Origin of the sequence: Pseudomonas sp. P105, from assembly GCF_032614175.1 — a bacterium.
Classification (GTDB): Bacteria; Pseudomonadota; Gammaproteobacteria; order Pseudomonadales; family Pseudomonadaceae; genus Aquipseudomonas; species Aquipseudomonas rhizophila.
In genome coordinates this window covers 199,725-217,462 of record NZ_CP126693.1, presented here as the reverse complement: position 1 = coordinate 217,462, position 17,738 = coordinate 199,725, and the positions used below count along the sequence as shown (strand labels likewise).

General features: G+C 60.7%; 4 protein-coding genes. 2 read left to right on the top strand and 2 right to left on the bottom strand.

Annotated elements, in window-relative coordinates:
* Positions 1-328 precede the first annotated feature (328 nt).
* Together QOM08_RS00940 and QOM08_RS00935 are read left to right on the top strand one after the other, a co-directional pair.
* Entirely contained in the window at positions 329-14,767 is a 14,439-nt protein-coding gene (locus QOM08_RS00940) for an immunoglobulin-like domain-containing protein (protein ID WP_316912444.1), read from the top strand.
* A gap of 139 nt (positions 14,768-14,906) precedes the next feature.
* Positions 14,907-15,245, top strand: a complete 339-nt coding sequence (locus tag QOM08_RS00935) for a hypothetical protein (RefSeq protein WP_047230543.1) — start codon at positions 14,907-14,909, stop codon at positions 15,243-15,245.
* A 287-nt stretch (positions 15,246-15,532) separates the two neighbouring features.
* Here the strand turns inward: QOM08_RS00935 and QOM08_RS00930 are convergent, their stop codons facing one another.
* Both QOM08_RS00930 and tagQ read right to left on the bottom strand, forming a co-directional pair.
* On the bottom strand, positions 15,533-15,892 hold the full coding sequence (locus tag QOM08_RS00930) for a DUF6124 family protein (protein WP_316912443.1): 360 nt from the start codon (positions 15,890-15,892) through the stop codon (positions 15,533-15,535).
* A 900-nt stretch (positions 15,893-16,792) separates the two neighbouring features.
* A complete protein-coding gene (gene tagQ, locus QOM08_RS00925) occupies positions 16,793-17,722 on the bottom strand; it encodes a type VI secretion system-associated lipoprotein TagQ (protein ID WP_316912442.1) in 930 nt (309 codons plus the stop codon).
* Positions 17,723-17,738 lie beyond the last annotated feature (16 nt).

Genomic DNA, 17,738 nt, shown 5'->3' with positions numbered 1-17,738 from the left:
AATCACAGCGAAAGGTGGCGCTGCATCGGATGATGGCAACCGGGATGACCGTATGTCGGAAAGTTCGAAACAGGCAGTGAATCATGCACCGAAAGAACAGGTCGCCGCTTAAATATCAATGTGACATTACTGAAGCGATTGTTTAGGATGGCCAGCAGAAGGTCAATAGTTTGGCATAAACAAAAAAATCAAAAAAACAAGCCAAAATATTGACGTCATGAAGCGTCAAAACAACCTTATTTAGCGAAGCAAGAGCGTCCAGACCGGCGCAGCCAGAGGCTGTTCGGTACATGGAAGTCTACTGAACGTGGCACCCGGAGAGTCTTCAATGAGCAGTGTTATTGCCGTCGTCAAAAGCATTGTTGGTCAGGTTTTCGTCGTATCCCCCGAAGGCATCCGGCGTGTGCTCATTGAAGGTGACCGCCTGTCCACAGGCGATCAATTGGACACCGGCGCTGCTGGCGCCGTTACATTGGAACTGGCCGATGGGCGCACGCTGGACCTGGGTCGCGACACCCAGTGGAGCGCCAATGCCCCGGACTCCTCCACCGATCTCGCCCAGGCCACAGCCCAGGCTGCGCCGTCGGTAGAAGAACTGCAGCAGGCCATTGCCGCCGGCGTCGACCCGACGACCGCCCTTGAAGCCACCGCCGCTGGCGCCACTGCTGCAGGTACGGGTGGGGCCGCCGGTGGCGGCCACAGCGTTGTGATGCTGGATGCCACCGCTGGCAGCGTCGACCCGACCATCGGGTTCCCGACTGAGGGTTTGAGCGCAGCCGCGGCCGCTGACGATGACATCACCGGCGGCGACACCGACGCCGATACCACTGCCAACGCGGTGCTTGATTCGACGTTGACCCTGAGCGCCACCCCGACCCTGACCGAGGCCGGCGGCGTGCTGGTCTACACCGCGACCGTCACCCAGGCGCCTCAGACCAACCTGACCGTAACCTTGTCCAACGGCGCAGTGATCGTGATTCCCGCCGGGCAACTGACCGGCAGCGTCAACGTCCCCCTGGCGCCGAACGACACCGTCTATAACGACCCTAGCCAGATCAGCGTCACGGTCACCGGCACTACCGGCGGCACCGGCATTGCCGTGACCTTGCCCACCACACCGGCAGTGACCCAGATCACCGACACTGTGGACACCACCACCGTCACTTTGACGGCCGGCAACACCGTCACCGAAGGCGGCCAGATCACCTACACCGCCACCCTGACCAACCCGGCCCAGACGCCAGTGACCGTAACCTTGAGCAATGGCTCGGTCATCACCATCGCTGCGGGCCAGACCACCGGCACCGTCAACGTCGACACCCCGGCCAATGACGTCTACAACAACGGCAGCACCGTCAGCACCACTATTACCGGTGCAACGGGTGGCAACTTTGAGAACCTGGTGCCGAGCACCACGCCTGCCGTGACGACGATCACCGATTCGGTGGACGCCACTGGCCTGACCTTGACCGCCAGCGACACAATCACTGAAGGCGGTCAGATCACCTACACCGCGACTCTGACCAACCCGGCCCAGACGCCGGTAACCGTGACCTTGAGCAATGGCTCGGTCATCACCATCGCCGCCGGACAAACCACCGGCACCGTCAACGTCGACACTCCGGCCAACGACGTCTACAACAATGGCAGCACCGTCAGCACCACCATTACCGGCGCCACGGGCGGCAACTTTGAGAACTTGGTGCCGAGCACCACGCCTGCCGTTACGACGATCACCGACTCGGTGGACGCCACCGGCCTGACCTTGACCGCCAGCAACACCGTTACCGAAGGCGGCCAGATCACCTACACCGCGACTCTGACCAACCCGGCCCAGACGCCGGTGACCGTGACCTTGAGCAATGGCTCGGTCATCACCATCGCTGCCGGACAAACCACCGGTACCGTCAACGTCGATACCCCGGCCAACGACGTCTACAACAATGGCAGCACCGTCAGCACCACCATCACCGGTGCAACGGGCGGCAACTTTGAAAACCTGGTGCCAAGCACTACACCTGCCGTGACGACGATCACCGATTCCGTGGACGCCACCGGCCTGACTTTGACCGCCAGCGATACCATCACTGAAGGCGGCCAGATCACCTACACCGCCACCCTGACCAACCCGGCCCAGACGCCGGTGACCGTGACCTTGAGCAATGGCTCGGTCATCACCATCGCCGCCGGACAAACCACCGGTACCGTCAACGTCGATACCCCGGCCAACGACGTCTACAACAATGGCAGCACCGTCAGCACCACCATCACCGGTGCAACGGGCGGCAACTTTGAAAACCTGGTGCCAAGCACTACACCTGCCGTGACGACGATTACCGACTCGGTGGACGCCACCGGCCTGAGTTTGTCAGCTTCCACTGAAGTGGCCGAAGGCGGTTCGATTGTCTACACCGCGACCCTGACCAACCCCGCTGGCACTCCGGTCACCGTGACACTGAGCAACGGCGCTGTAATCAACATCGCTGCCGGCGCTACTACCGGCACTGTGACCGTCGATGCGCCGACTGACGATGTCTACAAAGACGCAGGCAAGGTTGAAGTCAGCATCGATAACGCCACCGGCGGTAACTTCGAAAACCTGGTGCCGAGCACCGCACCAGCGGTGACCGATGTCACTGACACCATCGACACCAGCACCGTGTCGCTCACTGCGACCGCGAATGTGGCTGAAGGCGGCACCGTCGTTTATACCGCCTCGGTCAACGCACCGGTCACCGGCGCTCCGTTGGTGATCACCCTGTCGAACGGCCAGAGCATCACCATTCCAGTCGGTTCCAGCAGTGGTTCGGTCAACTTCGTGACCCAGAACGATGCCCTCGCCGGCGGCGACAACCTGAGCGTGAAGATCGACGACGCCCAGGGCGGCAACTACGAAAAACTGGACATCGACGCGACTCCGGCTGACACCACCGTTACAGATGTGCAGGACACGACTGGCCTGACGCTCTCGGCCACTGACACTGTTGCTGAGGGCGGTTCGATCGTTTACACCGCAACCTTGACCAACGCCGCTGGTTCGCCAGTGACGGTGACCTTGAGCAACGGCGCCGTAATCAACATCGCTGCTGGCGCCACCACTGGCACGGTCACTGTCGATGCACCAAAAGACGACGTCTACAAAGACGCCGGCAAGGTCGAAGTCAGCATCGATAACGCCACGGGAGGTAGCTTCGAGAACCTCGTTCCGAGCACGACTCCGGCAGTGACTGATGTCACCGATACCATCGATACGTCGACTGTCAGCCTGACCGCGACTTCCTCCGTGGCTGAAGGCGGCACCGTGGTTTACACCGCTTCGGTCAACGCGCCAGTCACCGGCGCTCCGTTGGTCGTAACCTTGAGCAACGGCCAAAGCATCACCATTCCAGTCGGCTCCAGCTCCGGTTCGGTGAACTTCGTTACGCAGAACGATGCCCTTGCCGGCGGCGACAACCTGAGCGTCAAGATTGATGATGCCCAGGGCGGCAACTACGAAAAACTGGAGATCGACGCGACTCCGGCGGACACCACCGTTACTGATGTGCAGGACACCACTGGCCTGACGCTCTCGGCCACTGACACCGTTGCCGAAGGTGGTTCGATTGTTTACACCGCAACCCTGACCAACGCCGCTGGTTCACCAGTGACCGTGACTCTGAGCAACGGCGCAGTGATCAATATCGCTGCCGGCGCTACCACCGGCACTGTGACCGTCGATGCGCCAAAGGACGACGTCTACAAAGACGCCGGCAAAGTCGAAGTCAGCATCGATAACGCCACCGGTGGCAACTTCGAGAATTTGGTGCCAAGCACCACGCCAGCCGTCACTGATGTCACCGACACCATTGATACTTCGACCGTCAGCCTGACCGCGACTTCCTCCGTGGCTGAAGGCGGCACCGTGGTTTACACCGCCTCGGTCAATGCCCCGGTTACCGGCGCTCCGCTGGTGATCACCCTGTCGAACGGTCAGAGCATCACCATTCCAGTCGGCTCCAGCTCCGGTTCGGTGAACTTCGTTACGCAGAACGATGCCCTTGCCGGCGGCGACAACCTGAGCGTCAAGATTGATGATGCTCAGGGCGGCAACTACGAAAAACTGGACATCGATGCCACTCCGGCTGACACGACTGTCACTGACGTGCAGGACACCACCGGTCTGAGCCTGAGCGCTACCGATTCGGTTGCCGAAGGTGGTTCGATCGTTTACACAGCGACATTGACCAATGCCGCTGGCTCACCAGTCACCGTGACCCTGAGCAACGGCGCCGTAATCAACATCGCTGCCGGCGCCACCACCGGCACCGTGACCGTCGATGCGCCAAAAGACGACGTCTACAAAGACGCCGGCAAAGTCGAAGTCAGCATTGATAACGCCACCGGCGGCAACTTCGAGAACCTGGTGCCGAGCACGACTCCGGCAGTAACTGATGTCACCGACACCATTGATACTTCGACCGTCAGCCTGACCGCGACCTCCTCCGTGGCTGAAGGCGGCACCGTGGTTTACACCGCTTCGGTGAACGCACCGGTTACCGGCGCTCCGCTGGTGATCACCCTGTCGAACGGTCAGAGCATCACCATTCCAGTCGGTTCCAGCAGTGGTTCGGTCAACTTCGTCACCCAGAACGACGCCCTTGCCGGCGGCGACAACCTGAGCGTCAAGATTGATGATGCTCAGGGCGGCAACTACGAAAAACTGGACATCGACGCGACTCCCGCTGACACCACCGTTACCGATGTACAGGACTCGACCGGCCTGACCTTGAGTGCAACCGATACCGTTGCTGAAGGCGGTTCGATTGTTTACACCGCAACCCTGACCAACGCCGCCGGTTCACCAGTCACCGTGACCCTGAGCAACGGCGCAGTAATCAACATCGCTGCCGGCGCGACCACCGGCACCGTGACCGTCGATGCACCAAAAGACGACGTTTACAAAGACGCCGGCAAGGTCGAAGTCAGCATCGATAACGCCGCCGGCGGTAACTTCGAGAATTTGGTGCCAAGCACCACTCCAGCCGTCACCGACGTAACCGATACCATCGACACCAGCACGGTTTCGCTCACCGCGACCGCAAATGTGGCTGAAGGCGGCACCGTGGTTTACACCGCTTCGGTCAATGCTCCGGTTACCGGCGCTCCGCTGGTCGTAACGTTGAGCAACGGCCAGAGCATCACCATTCCGGTCGGCTCCAGCTCCGGTTCGGTCAACTTCGTGACCCAGAACGACGCCCTTGCTGGCGGCGACAACCTGAGCGTCAAGATCGACGACGCTCAGGGCGGCAACTACGAAAAACTGGACATCGACGCGACTCCAGCTGACACAACTGTCACGGACGTGCAGGACACCACCGGTCTGACGCTCTCGGCCACTGACACCGTTGCCGAAGGCGGTTCGATTGTTTACACCGCAACCCTGACCAACGCTGCTGGCTCGCCAGTCACCGTGACCCTGAGCAACGGCGCCGTAATCAACATCGCTGCTGGCGCCACCACCGGCACCGTGACCGTCGCTGCGCCAAAGGACGACGTCTACAAAGACGCTGGCAAGGTTGAAGTCAGCATCGACAATGCAACGGGCGGTAACTTCGAAAACCTGGTGCCGAGCACCGCACCAGCGGTGACCGATGTCACTGACACCATCGACACCAGCACCGTGTCGCTCACTGCGACCGCAAATGTGGCTGAAGGCGGCACCGTGGTTTACACCGCCTCGGTCAACGCGCCAGTCACCGGCGCTCCGTTGGTCGTAACGTTGAGCAACGGCCAGAGCATCACCATTCCAGTCGGTTCCAGCTCCGGTTCGGTCAACTTCGTTACCCAGAACGACGCCCTTGCTGGCGGCGACAACCTGAGCGTGAAGATTGATGATGCTCAGGGCGGTAACTACGAAACGCTGGACATCGATGCCACTCCGGCGGACACGACTGTCACTGACGTGCAGGACACCACTGGCCTGACGCTCTCGGCCACTGACACCGTTGCCGAAGGCGGTCAAATCACCTACACCGCGACATTGACCAACGCCGCTGGTTCGCCAGTGACGGTGACCTTGAGCAACGGCGCAGTAATCAACATCGCCGCCGGCGCCACCACCGGCACCGTGACCGTCGATGCGCCGACTGACGACGTCTACAAAGACGCCGGCAAAGTCGAAGTCAGCATCGATAACGCAACGGGCGGTAACTTCGAAAACCTGGTGCCAAGCACTGCACCAGCGGTGACTGATGTCACTGACACCATCGACACCAGCACCGTTTCGCTCACTGCGACCGCGAATGTGGCCGAAGGCAGTACTGTCGTTTACACCGCCTCGGTCAATGCCCCCGTGACCGGCGCTCCGCTGGTGATCACCCTGTCAAACGGCCAAAGCATCACCATCCCGGTCGGCTCCAGCAGTGGTTCGGTCAACTTCGTTACCCAGAACGATGCCCTCGCTGGCGGCGACAACCTGAGCGTCAAGATCGACGACGCCCAGGGCGGCAACTACGAAAAACTGGACATCGATGCCACTCCAGCGGACACGACTGTCACTGACGTGCAGGACACCACTGGCCTGACGCTCTCGGCCACTGACACCGTTGCTGAAGGCGGCTCGATTGTTTACACCGCGACATTGACCAACGCCGCTGGCACTCCAGTCACCGTGACTCTGAGCAACGGCGCCGTAATCAACATCGCTGCCGGCGCCACCACCGGCACCGTGACCGTCGATGCGCCAAAAGACGACGTCTACAAAGACGCCGGCAAGGTCGAAGTCAGCATCGATAACGCCGCCGGCGGTAACTTCGAGAATTTGGTGCCAAGCACCACTCCAGCCGTCACCGACGTAACCGATACCATCGACACTTCGACTGTCAGCCTGACCGCGACTTCCTCCGTGGCCGAAGGCGGAACCGTGGTTTACACCGCTTCGGTCAATGCTCCGGTTACCGGCGCTCCGCTGGTCGTAACGTTGAGCAACGGCCAGAGCATCACCATTCCGGTCGGCTCCAGCTCCGGTTCGGTCAACTTCGTGACCCAGAACGACGCCCTTGCTGGCGGCGACAACCTGAGCGTGAAGATTGATGATGCTCAGGGCGGTAACTACGAAAAGCTGGACATCGATGCCACTCCGGCGGACACGACTGTCACTGACGTGCAGGACACCACCGGCCTGACCTTGAGTGCAACCGATACCGTTGCTGAAGGTGGTTCGATCGTTTACACCGCAACCTTGACCAACGCCGCGGGTTCGCCAGTCACCGTGACCCTGAGCAACGGCGCTGTAATCAACATCGCCGCCGGCGCCACAACTGGTACCGTCATCGTCGATGCGCCAAAAGACGACGTCTACAAAGACGCCGGCAAGGTTGAAGTCAGCATCGATAACGCCACTGGCGGTAGCTTCGAGAACCTCGTTCCGAGCACGACTCCGGCAGTGACTGATGTCACCGATACCATCGATACGTCGACTGTCAGCCTGACCGCGACTTCCTCCGTGGCTGAAGGCGGCACCGTGGTTTACACCGCTTCGGTGAACGCACCGGTTACCGGCGCTCCGCTGGTGATCACCCTGTCGAACGGTCAGAACATCACCATTCCAGTCGGTTCCAGCAGTGGTTCGGTCAACTTCGTCACCCAGAACGACGCCCTCGCCGGCGGCGACAACCTGAGCGTCAAGATCGACGACGCCCAGGGCGGTAACTACGAAAAACTGGACATTGACGCGACTCCAGCGGACACAACTGTCACTGACGTGCAGGACACCACCGGCCTGACGCTCTCGGCAACTGACACCGTTGCCGAAGGCGGTTCGATTGTTTACACCGCAACCCTGACCAACGCTGCTGGCTCGCCAGTCACCGTGACCCTGAGCAACGGCGCCGTAATCAACATCGCTGCTGGCGCCACCACCGGCACCGTGACCGTCGCTGCGCCAAAGGACGACGTCTACAAAGACGCTGGCAAGGTTGAAGTCAGCATCGACAATGCAACGGGCGGTAACTTCGAAAACCTGGTGCCGAGCACCGCACCAGCGGTGACCGATGTCACTGACACCATCGACACCAGCACCGTGTCGCTCACTGCGACCGCAAATGTGGCTGAAGGCGGCACCGTGGTTTACACCGCCTCGGTCAACGCGCCAGTCACCGGCGCTCCGTTGGTCGTAACGTTGAGCAACGGCCAGAGCATCACCATTCCAGTCGGTTCCAGCAGTGGTTCGGTCAACTTCGTGACCCAGAACGATGCCCTTGCCGGCGGCGACAACCTGAGCGTCAAGATTGATGATGCTCAGGGCGGCAACTACGAAAAACTGGACATTGACGCGACTCCAGCGGACACAACTGTCACTGACGTGCAGGACACCACCGGCCTGACGCTCTCGGCAACTGACACCGTTGCCGAAGGCGGTTCGATTGTTTACACCGCAACCCTGACCAACGCCGCTGGCACTCCGGTCACCGTGACACTGAGCAACGGCGCTGTAATCAACATCGCTGCTGGTGCCACCACTGGCACTGTGACCGTCGATGCGCCGACTGACGATGTCTACAAAGACGCAGGCAAGGTTGAAGTCAGCATCGATAACGCCACCGGCGGTAACTTCGAAAACCTGGTGCCGAGCACGACTCCGGCAGTAACTGATGTCACCGACACCATCGATACGTCGACCGTCAGCCTGACCGCGACTTCCTCCGTGGCTGAGGGCGGCACCGTGGTTTATACCGCTTCGGTCAACGCCCCGGTGACCGGCGCTCCGCTGGTCGTAACGTTGAGCAACGGCCAGAGCATCACCATTCCGGTCGGTTCCAGCAGCGGTTCGGTCAACTTTGTTACCCAGAACGATGCCCTCGCTGGCGGCGACAACCTGAGCGTCAAGATCGATGATGCTCAGGGTGGTAACTACGAAAAGCTGGACATCGACGCCACTCCAGCGGACACGACTGTCACTGACGTGCAGGACACGACCGGCCTGACGCTCTCGGCCACTGACACTGTTGCTGAAGGTGGTTCGATTGTTTACACCGCAACCCTGACCAACCCCGCTGGCACTCCGGTCACCGTGACACTGAGCAACGGCGCTGTAATCAACATCGCTGCCGGCGCCACCACTGGCACCGTGACCGTCGATGCGCCGACTGACGACGTCTACAAAGACGCCGGCAAGGTTGAAGTCAGCATCGATAACGCCACCGGCGGTAACTTCGAAAACCTGGTACCAAGCACCACGCCAGCCGTCACCGACGTGACCGATACCATCGACACTTCGACTGTCAGCCTGACCGCGACTTCCTCCGTGGCCGAAGGCGGAACCGTGGTTTACACCGCTTCGGTCAATGCTCCGGTTACCGGCGCTCCGCTGGTCGTAACGTTGAGCAACGGCCAGAGCATCACCATTCCGGTCGGCTCCAGCTCCGGTTCGGTCAACTTCGTGACCCAGAACGATGCCCTCGCCGGCGGCGACAACCTGAGCGTGAAGATCGACGACGCCCAGGGCGGCAACTACGAAAAACTGGACATCGATGCCACTCCAGCGGACACGACTGTCACTGACGTGCAGGACACGACCGGCCTGACGCTCTCGGCCACTGACACTGTTGCTGAAGGTGGTTCGATTGTTTACACCGCAACCCTGACCAACCCCGCTGGTACTCCGGTCACCGTGACACTGAGCAACGGCGCTGTAATCAACATCGCTGCCGGCGCCACCACTGGCACCGTGACCGTCGATGCGCCGACTGACGACGTCTACAAAGACGCCGGCAAGGTTGAAGTCAGCATCGATAACGCCACCGGCGGTAACTTCGAAAACCTGATACCAAGCACCACGCCAGCCGTCACCGACGTGACCGACACCATTGATACCAGCACGGTTTCGCTCACTGCGACCGCGAATGTAGCTGAAGGCGGCACTGTCGTTTACACCGCCTCGGTCAACGCTCCCGTGACCGGCGCTCCGCTGGTGATCACCCTGTCGAACGGTCAGAGCATCACCATTCCAGTCGGTTCCAGCAGTGGTTCGGTCAACTTCGTGACCCAGAACGATGCCCTCGCCGGCGGCGACAACCTGAGCGTGAAGATCGACGACGCCCAGGGCGGCAACTACGAAAAACTGGACATCGACGCGACTCCGGCTGACACCACCGTTACAGATGTGCAGGACACGACTGGCCTGACGCTCTCGGCCACTGACACTGTTGCTGAGGGCGGTTCGATCGTTTACACCGCAACCCTGACCAATGCCGCTGGCTCGCCAGTCACGGTGACCCTGAGCAACGGCGCCGTAATCAACATCGCTGCCGGCGCCACCACTGGCACCGTCACCGTCGATGCTCCGACCGAGGATGTCTACAAAGACGCCGGCAAGGTTGAAGTCAGCATCGATAACGCCACTGGCGGTAGCTTCGAGAACCTCGTTCCGAGCACGACTCCGGCAGTGACTGATGTCACCGATACCATCGACACGTCGACTGTCAGCCTGACCGCGACCTCCTCCGTGGCCGAAGGCGGCACCGTGGTTTACACCGCTTCGGTCAACGCTCCGGTCACCGGCGCTCCGCTGGTAATCGCCCTGTCGAACGGCCAGAGCATCACCATCCCGGTCGGTTCGAGCAGCGGTTCGGTCAATTTCGTTACCCAGAACGACGCCCTTGCCGGCGGCGACAACCTGAGCGTCAAGATTGATGATGCTCAAGGCGGCAACTACGAAAAACTGGACATCGATGCCACTCCAGCGGACACCACCGTTACCGATGTGCAGGACTCGACCGGCCTGAGCCTGAGCGCTACCGATTCGGTTGCCGAAGGTGGTCAAATCACCTACACCGCAACCCTGACCAACGCCGCTGGCACTCCGGTCACCGTGACCCTGAGCAATGGCGCCGTAATCAACATCGCTGCCGGCGCCACCACTGGCACCGTCACCGTCGCAGCGCCAAAAGACGACGTCTACAAAGACGCCGGCAAAGTCGAAGTCAGCATCGACAACGCCACCGGTGGCAACTTCGAGAACCTCGTCCCGAGCACCACCCCAGCCGTCACCGACGTGACCGATACCGTCGATAACACCATCGTCAGCATCACCGGCAGCACCTCGGTCACCGAAGGCCAGGCCGCGACGTACACCGTCAGCCTGACGAACCCGGCGCAAACCGAAGTGACGCTCAAGATCGTCTACAGCGGTACCGCCGCCGACGGTACGGACTTCACCGGCGTCTACACCGTGAAGATTCCGGCCAATGCCACCAGCGCCACTTTCAACGTGGCGACGCTGGACGACAAGATCACCGAAGGTACCGAAAACTTCGTGGTCAAGATCGACTCGGCCACCGGCGGCAACTTCGAAAACCTGGCCGTCAGCGGCACCAACGGCAGCGTCAGTACCTCGATCATCGACAACGATGCACCGCCGGTACTGGACCTGGATGCCAACAACTCCAGCGGCAAGACCGGCGCCGATTACCAGGTGACCTTCACCGAAGGCACCACCGGTCCGGGCGTGTCCATCGGCGACACCGACCTAAAAATCACCGACCCGGACAGCACGATGCTGACCGGCGCCACCATCGTGCTGACCAACCGTCAGCCCGGCGATGCGCTGAACCTGGGTAACAGCGTCAACGGCATCAGCATCAACGCCAACAGCACCAACGGCACGGTCACCCTGACCCTGTCGGGCAATGCGACGCTGGCCGACTACATGCAGCAAATCAAGAACATCAGCTTCACCAACAGCAGCGACGACCCGAGCACCGTGCCGCGCATCATCACCGTGACGGTGACCGACGGCACAAACTACTCCAACACGGCCACCACCACCGTGAACGTGGTCGGGGTCAACGATGCGCCGGTCGCAACCGGCGGCGCGGTGACCGGTACCGAAGACACCTCGTTGATTCTTGGCTGGTCGACCTTTGGTGTCAGCGATGTGGACAGTTCGGCATCCAGCCTTGGGGTAAAAATCACCGGACTGCCCGCTGACGGCAAGTTGCAGTATCTGGACGGTGCAACGTGGAAGGACGTGGCCAACAACCAGACCTTCACCAAGGCCGACATCGACGCCGGCAAACTGCGCTTCACACCGGATACCCATGAGTCCGGCGCCAACGGCAACGCGAACGGCGTGGGCGATCAGAAATCCGATTACGCGCAGATCAAGTTCCAGCCAACCGACGGTCAGGCGCTGGGCACTACCGGCACCGTGAAGATCGACATCACGCCGGTCGCTGACGCACCAACCCTCAACGTAGCCGGGAACGCCGTGACCTCCACTGGTCTGGTCAAGGAAGTCTGGACCGGTCTGTCGGGCCTGGGCACCGATGGCAGCGGCGCGCCGTCCGGTACGCTGAAGTCGGTGATCGATGCCGCCGGAACCCCCAACGGCAGCACCACCGTGAACAACGTGCAGTCCGACAGCAACGTGAATCCGGGCACCGCGTCGAAAACCTCGGGCCTGATTTTCCTCGAAGCTGGCAAGACCTACACCTTCAGCGGTACCGGCGATGACAGCCTGTTGGTGACCATCGGTGGCAAGGATGTCGCGGGCATCACCTGGGGAGCGGGCGGCAAGCTCAATGGCTCGTTCACCCCGACCACCAGCGGCTACTACACCCTGGACATCTACCACCACAACCAGACCGGCCCGGGCAGCTATGACGTGAACCTGTCGGTCAACGGCAGCACCCCGACCGACCTGAGCAGTGCCGGCGTGCCGCTGTATACCGGCGTGGCTGATCTGGTGAATGCGGGCGTGACTGTTTCGGACCTGCACGGCACCAATGGTGAAGGCTACTACGACGGCTTCAAGCTCAACGAAGGCGCCGAAGGCGGCAGTGTGAACCTGTCGAAGATCACCACGGCGCTGACCGATACCGATGGCTCGGAAAGCCTGAGCGTGAAAATCGGGGGGATGCCAGAAGGCAGCGTGCTGAGTGACGGGGCCGGCCACACCGCAACCGTGGGCAGCAATGGCGAAGCCTCGGTCACCGGTTGGAACCTGGGCAGCCTGACCCTGACGCCACCGACGTACTACAACGGCCAGTTCAACCTGACCGTAACCTCGACCTCCACCGAAGCCCTCGGCGGCTCGGCAACCACCACGGCGCAGATTCCGGTCACGATTTATCCGGCGGTCTACAACTCCGCCACGGCCACCTCTGGCAGTGACAACGTCACCGGCACCGACGGCAACGACATTGTGGTCGCCGACATCGGCGGGCTGACCGTCGTGCCAGGCGTCAACTACAACATCGCCTTCATGGTCGACAGCTCCGGCAGCATGAGCGCATCGTCCGTCACAGCCGCCAAGGACTCGTTGACGTCGGTGTTCAACACCCTCAAACAGAGCATGGGCGGCAACTCCGGGACGGTGAACATCTTCCTGGCGGACTTCGACAGCCAGGTGAATAAAACCGTATCGGTCAACCTCAATGACCCGAACGCCCTCGTGCTGCTCAAAAGCGTGCTGGACTCGATGGTGTCCGGCGGCGGCACCAACTACGAGGACGTGTTCAAGACCACGGCCAACTGGTTCAAGAGCAGCGAAGCGCTGAGCAACACCGGCGCGACCAACCTGACGTACTTCATCACCGACGGCCAGCCGACCTACTACCAGTCCGGCGAGCAGACGAACCCGACCTTGTATGGCGACGTGAAGCTCGACAGCCTCATCACGACAGCCAACTACAAGCTGGGCCAGACGTTCAGCGCCGACCTGGACAGCAAGCATCGCATCCAGGTCGACACGGACGGCAACGTCACGCTGCAGTCCTGGCACAAGTCCTGGGGCGGTTACTGGAGCAGTGAGGAGCTGGGCACTCTGCGCGCCCAAGGTGATGGTACCTACGAGTTGTCGTACCGCGACGGCACTGGTAGCAGCACCAGCTCGACCACCACCAGCAACTCCCTGAGCGCTTTCGCGCTGTTGAGTTCGGTGTCTGGCGTGGAAGCCATCGGCCTGAACAAAGGCGTGACGCTGGACGACCTGAAGGACTACGACTCGGACAAAACTCCGCAGACCAACATCGATCCCAAGAACCTGGCCGACTCCATCATCGGACACACCGAAGCGACCCTGCCGGGCGCTGACACAGTCAACGGGGCAGACGGCAACGACATCCTGTTCGGCGACCTGGTGAGCTTCAATGGCATCGCCGGCGAAGGTTATCAGTCCATTCAGGCCTTCGTGGCCCAGCAGAGCGGTGTGGAAGTCAGCAAAGTCACCACCAGCAACGTGCACCAGTACATCACCGAACACTACAACGCTTTCGATGTGTCCGGTGCCAACGATGGCAATGACACACTGCTGGGCGGTGCCGGTAATGACATCATCTTCGGCCAGGGCGGCAACGACCTGCTCAACGGCGGCAAGGGCAATGACATCCTGCTCGGCGGCAAAGGCAACGACACGCTGATCGGCGGCCAGGGCAATGACACCCTGATCGGTGGCCTGGGTGGCGACACCTTTGTCTGGAAGTCCGGCGACACCGGCACCGACGTGATCAAGGACTTCAAGGCCAGCGAAGGTGACCGGATCGACCTGCGGGATCTGTTGCAGGGCGAAACCGGCAGCACCATCGACAACTTCCTGAAGATCAGCACGGTCGATGGCGTGTCGTCGCTGCAGGTCAGCACCTCCGGCAAGTTCAACGCGGGCGACGCCGCAGCGGCCACCCCTGATGTGACGATCAAGCTGGAAGGTAACAACTGGTCGAACATCAACCTGAACTCGTTGATCGCCGGCAGTGATCCGACCATCAAGGTCGATCACAACAACAGCTGACCGTGGCTTAACGGCCGCCCTTAGGGGCGGTCGTACCGGGCTGCATCCAGGATGACGATTTTGTCGCCACCCTCCATACTCGCGCACAGTTGGCCTATGCTGCCCAGCATGACGCCGCTTCATACATGAGGGATGCCCGATGTTTTATGTGCAACGCGATGCACAAGGCCTGCTGGTGCGCGTGGAAGCCACCGCTTATGCGGAGGCCACCGAAACCCTGCCGGCCGACAGCCACGAAATCCAGGACTGGTTCGCCAACCAGGCGGTAGAAAACAGCCTCAAGCAGCTCAAGCAGAGCGACTTGGAAATGATCCGGGTACTCGACGACTTGATCCAGGTGCTGACCAGCAAAGGCGTCATCCGCGTCACCGACCTGCCCCCCGCGGCCCAGGCCAAGCTGATGGACCGCAACCAGGCCCGGGAAGCCTTGGGCGGGTTGAGCCGGTTGATCGATGATGATGAGAAAGGGTTGATCTAAGCCTGGTTCATCGGTGTCGGGGCTGCCCTCATCGCGAGCAGGCTCGCTCCCACAGGGGGGATGGGGCAAGTCGCGGATATTGCCGTCACGCAGTTCTTATGTGGGAGCGGGCTTGCTCGCGAAAGCGGTGGGTCAGTTTGCGATGATGTTGGATGTGCCGACGCCTTCGCGAGCAAGCCCGCTCCCACAATTGGATTTGTGTCAGAGCGCAATTTTCCATTCGCCAACAGATCTCTTGTGGGAGCGAGCCTGCTCGCGATGGCCATCTTCAATCCGCCACAGGCCTGTCAGTTCGACGTTTGAACCTCAAGCCGATCCATCGCCCGCTCCACCAACAAATGCACCCCGTCGGCCATTCGGCTGATCGCCAGGATCACGCTGCGGCGCGAGCCGTCGACGTCATCAGCCAGGTCGGCGGCGATGGCGCTGATGGACAGCAGGTCTTCGGAGGCATTGGCCAGTAGGGTTTCGGTGTCGATGTTCGGGGATACGATGAAGAGCTGGCCTGCTTGGGCCTCGTCGACGGGTTTGGATTTGAGATAGTAGTCGAGAGCGCGCTCGGCGGCTTCGTCGAGTTTTTTTGCTTGCAGGGTTTCGACTCGGGATTTGGATGAGGGCTGTGGAGGGTTAGGCGTAGCTTTGAACATGGTTTGGGCTTCCTATTCAATTCAGAGCCGCCCTGGCTCGCTTGCACGCGATGAAGGGTGGCAGCTATGTGCGAGTGTGCAAGACCGAGTAAGACAACGCCCAAAAACCTCGGCAGACCCGAAGGTCTCCCGCACACAGCTGCCATAAAACATGAGCACGAATGCACGATAAGTGGCTGGTGATATTGTTGGGCGTCTTTCTAACCGGCTTGCACGCCGGTGTCACCGTTTTTTCAGTGACAAACCCAGACTAGCCACGGGGCAGACGCCGGACAAGTTCACCAAGTTCGCCACAACTCGAAGGAAATCTCCTAGGACCTAACTTTTAGAGGGGGTGTATATCCGTTTCTGCGGTAACGGCTACTGGCGGTTCCGCTCTTACAGCGGGTCACTTTCGAAAATCCGGAAGCCGGCCCAGGCGAAAGTAACCAAAGCGCTTTTGCCCCACCACTCGGCACCTCGCTTAGGCTCGGTGCCGAGTGGTGGGGCAAGACCTTTTGGTTACTTTTGGGGCGTTTGCCAAAAGTGACCCGCTGTAAGAGCGGAACCGCCAGCAGCCGCTACCGCAGCAACGGATATGTACCCAGTCAACCAAATCCTGGCCGGCTATCAGGCCGCCATCGCGAGCAGGCTCGCTCCCACAGTTTGATCGACGTACAACCGGGAGAGCCGGGTCGGCTGTAAGGCCGCCTCGCGAGCAAGCTTTGCTCCCACAGGGGATTGAGAGCAGTCGCGGATATTCAAACCAACACAAAACAAATGTGGGAGCGAGCCTGCTCGCGATAGCGGCGTATCAGTCAACATTGATGTCAACTGAACCACCGCTATCGCGAGCAGGCTCGCTCCCACAGGTTTTTGTGCGCTGATCACTCCCTCGAGGGAATGATCAGCAACAGTCAATCAAACATTCGGGCAAGGCACCGGTGCCCAGTCACCCAGGTCCGGGTTTTTGCACATGCTGTTGACCTGGCTGGTGCCGGCGCTGGCGACCTGCTTGCTTTCATCCTGCTTGGCCTTGGCGGTCTGCAGGGTTTTCTCGGTGGTTACCGCTTCTTTCGGCACGGTTGGCAACACCGGTTTTTTCGCCGGTTTCACAGCTTTTTTGGTCTTGGTCGAAGCCACAACCGGCTTGGTTTCGGCGGTCGCCACGGTCACCACGTCAGTACGCTGCACACCCACTTGCTGCAGGTCTTTTTCATAGGCCTGGGTGTAGTTGTTCAGGTCTTCGGCGGCTTTGCCGTTGACCGCGACGATCAGGTCGTTGGACTCTTTCAGGCCGGAGACGATTTCTGCCAGGCGCTTGCGGCCTTCAGTTTCGTTGACGGTCTTGGCCTTGCGGTCGGCCACCAGCTTGGTGAACGCGCTCTGGTAGCACTGCTGCGAAGCCTTGGCGTACGCGGTGCTGCGATCGATATCGGCGGCGCTTTTGTCGACGTCAGCGGCGTAGGAGGCGATGCGCTGGTTGTCATCGGCGATCTGCTTCTGACGCTCGGTGTAGTAACCGGTTGCGCCACCGGCCAAGGCACCACCGGCGGCACCGATGGCGGCGTTGCGGCCACGGTTTTCCGAATCGGTCAGCGCACCCAACAGGGCACCACCGACCGCACCGACGGCTGCGCCGGTGAGTACCGATTTGGTCATGTTCCCCTCGGTGGAGCGCAAGTGCTGCACCGGCTCGTAGCAGTTAGGGTAGTACTCGACCTTGGTGCTCGACGCGACCTTGGAAGTCGGCGACGTAGCGCAGCCGGTCAGTACGGTGCTGAAGCCGACAGCGACCATCAGCAGGTGACGCTTGGAAACCGAAGCAAAAGGTTTACGGGAGAAAAGCATGATTGTGTTCTCTTTT

Bases quoted from the DNA above. Each gene is read 5' to 3' on its own strand.
- tagQ (WP_316912442.1), bottom strand. From the start codon at position 17,722: ATGCTTTTCTCCCGTAAACCTTTTGCTTCGGTTTCCAAGCGTCACCTG.
- QOM08_RS00940 (WP_316912444.1), top strand. From the start codon at position 329: ATGAGCAGTGTTATTGCCGTCGTCAAAAGCATTGTTGGTCAGGTTTTC.
- QOM08_RS00935 (WP_047230543.1), top strand. From the start codon at position 14,907: ATGTTTTATGTGCAACGCGATGCACAAGGCCTGCTGGTGCGCGTGGAA.
- QOM08_RS00930 (WP_316912443.1), bottom strand. From the start codon at position 15,892: ATGTTCAAAGCTACGCCTAACCCTCCACAGCCCTCATCCAAATCCCGA.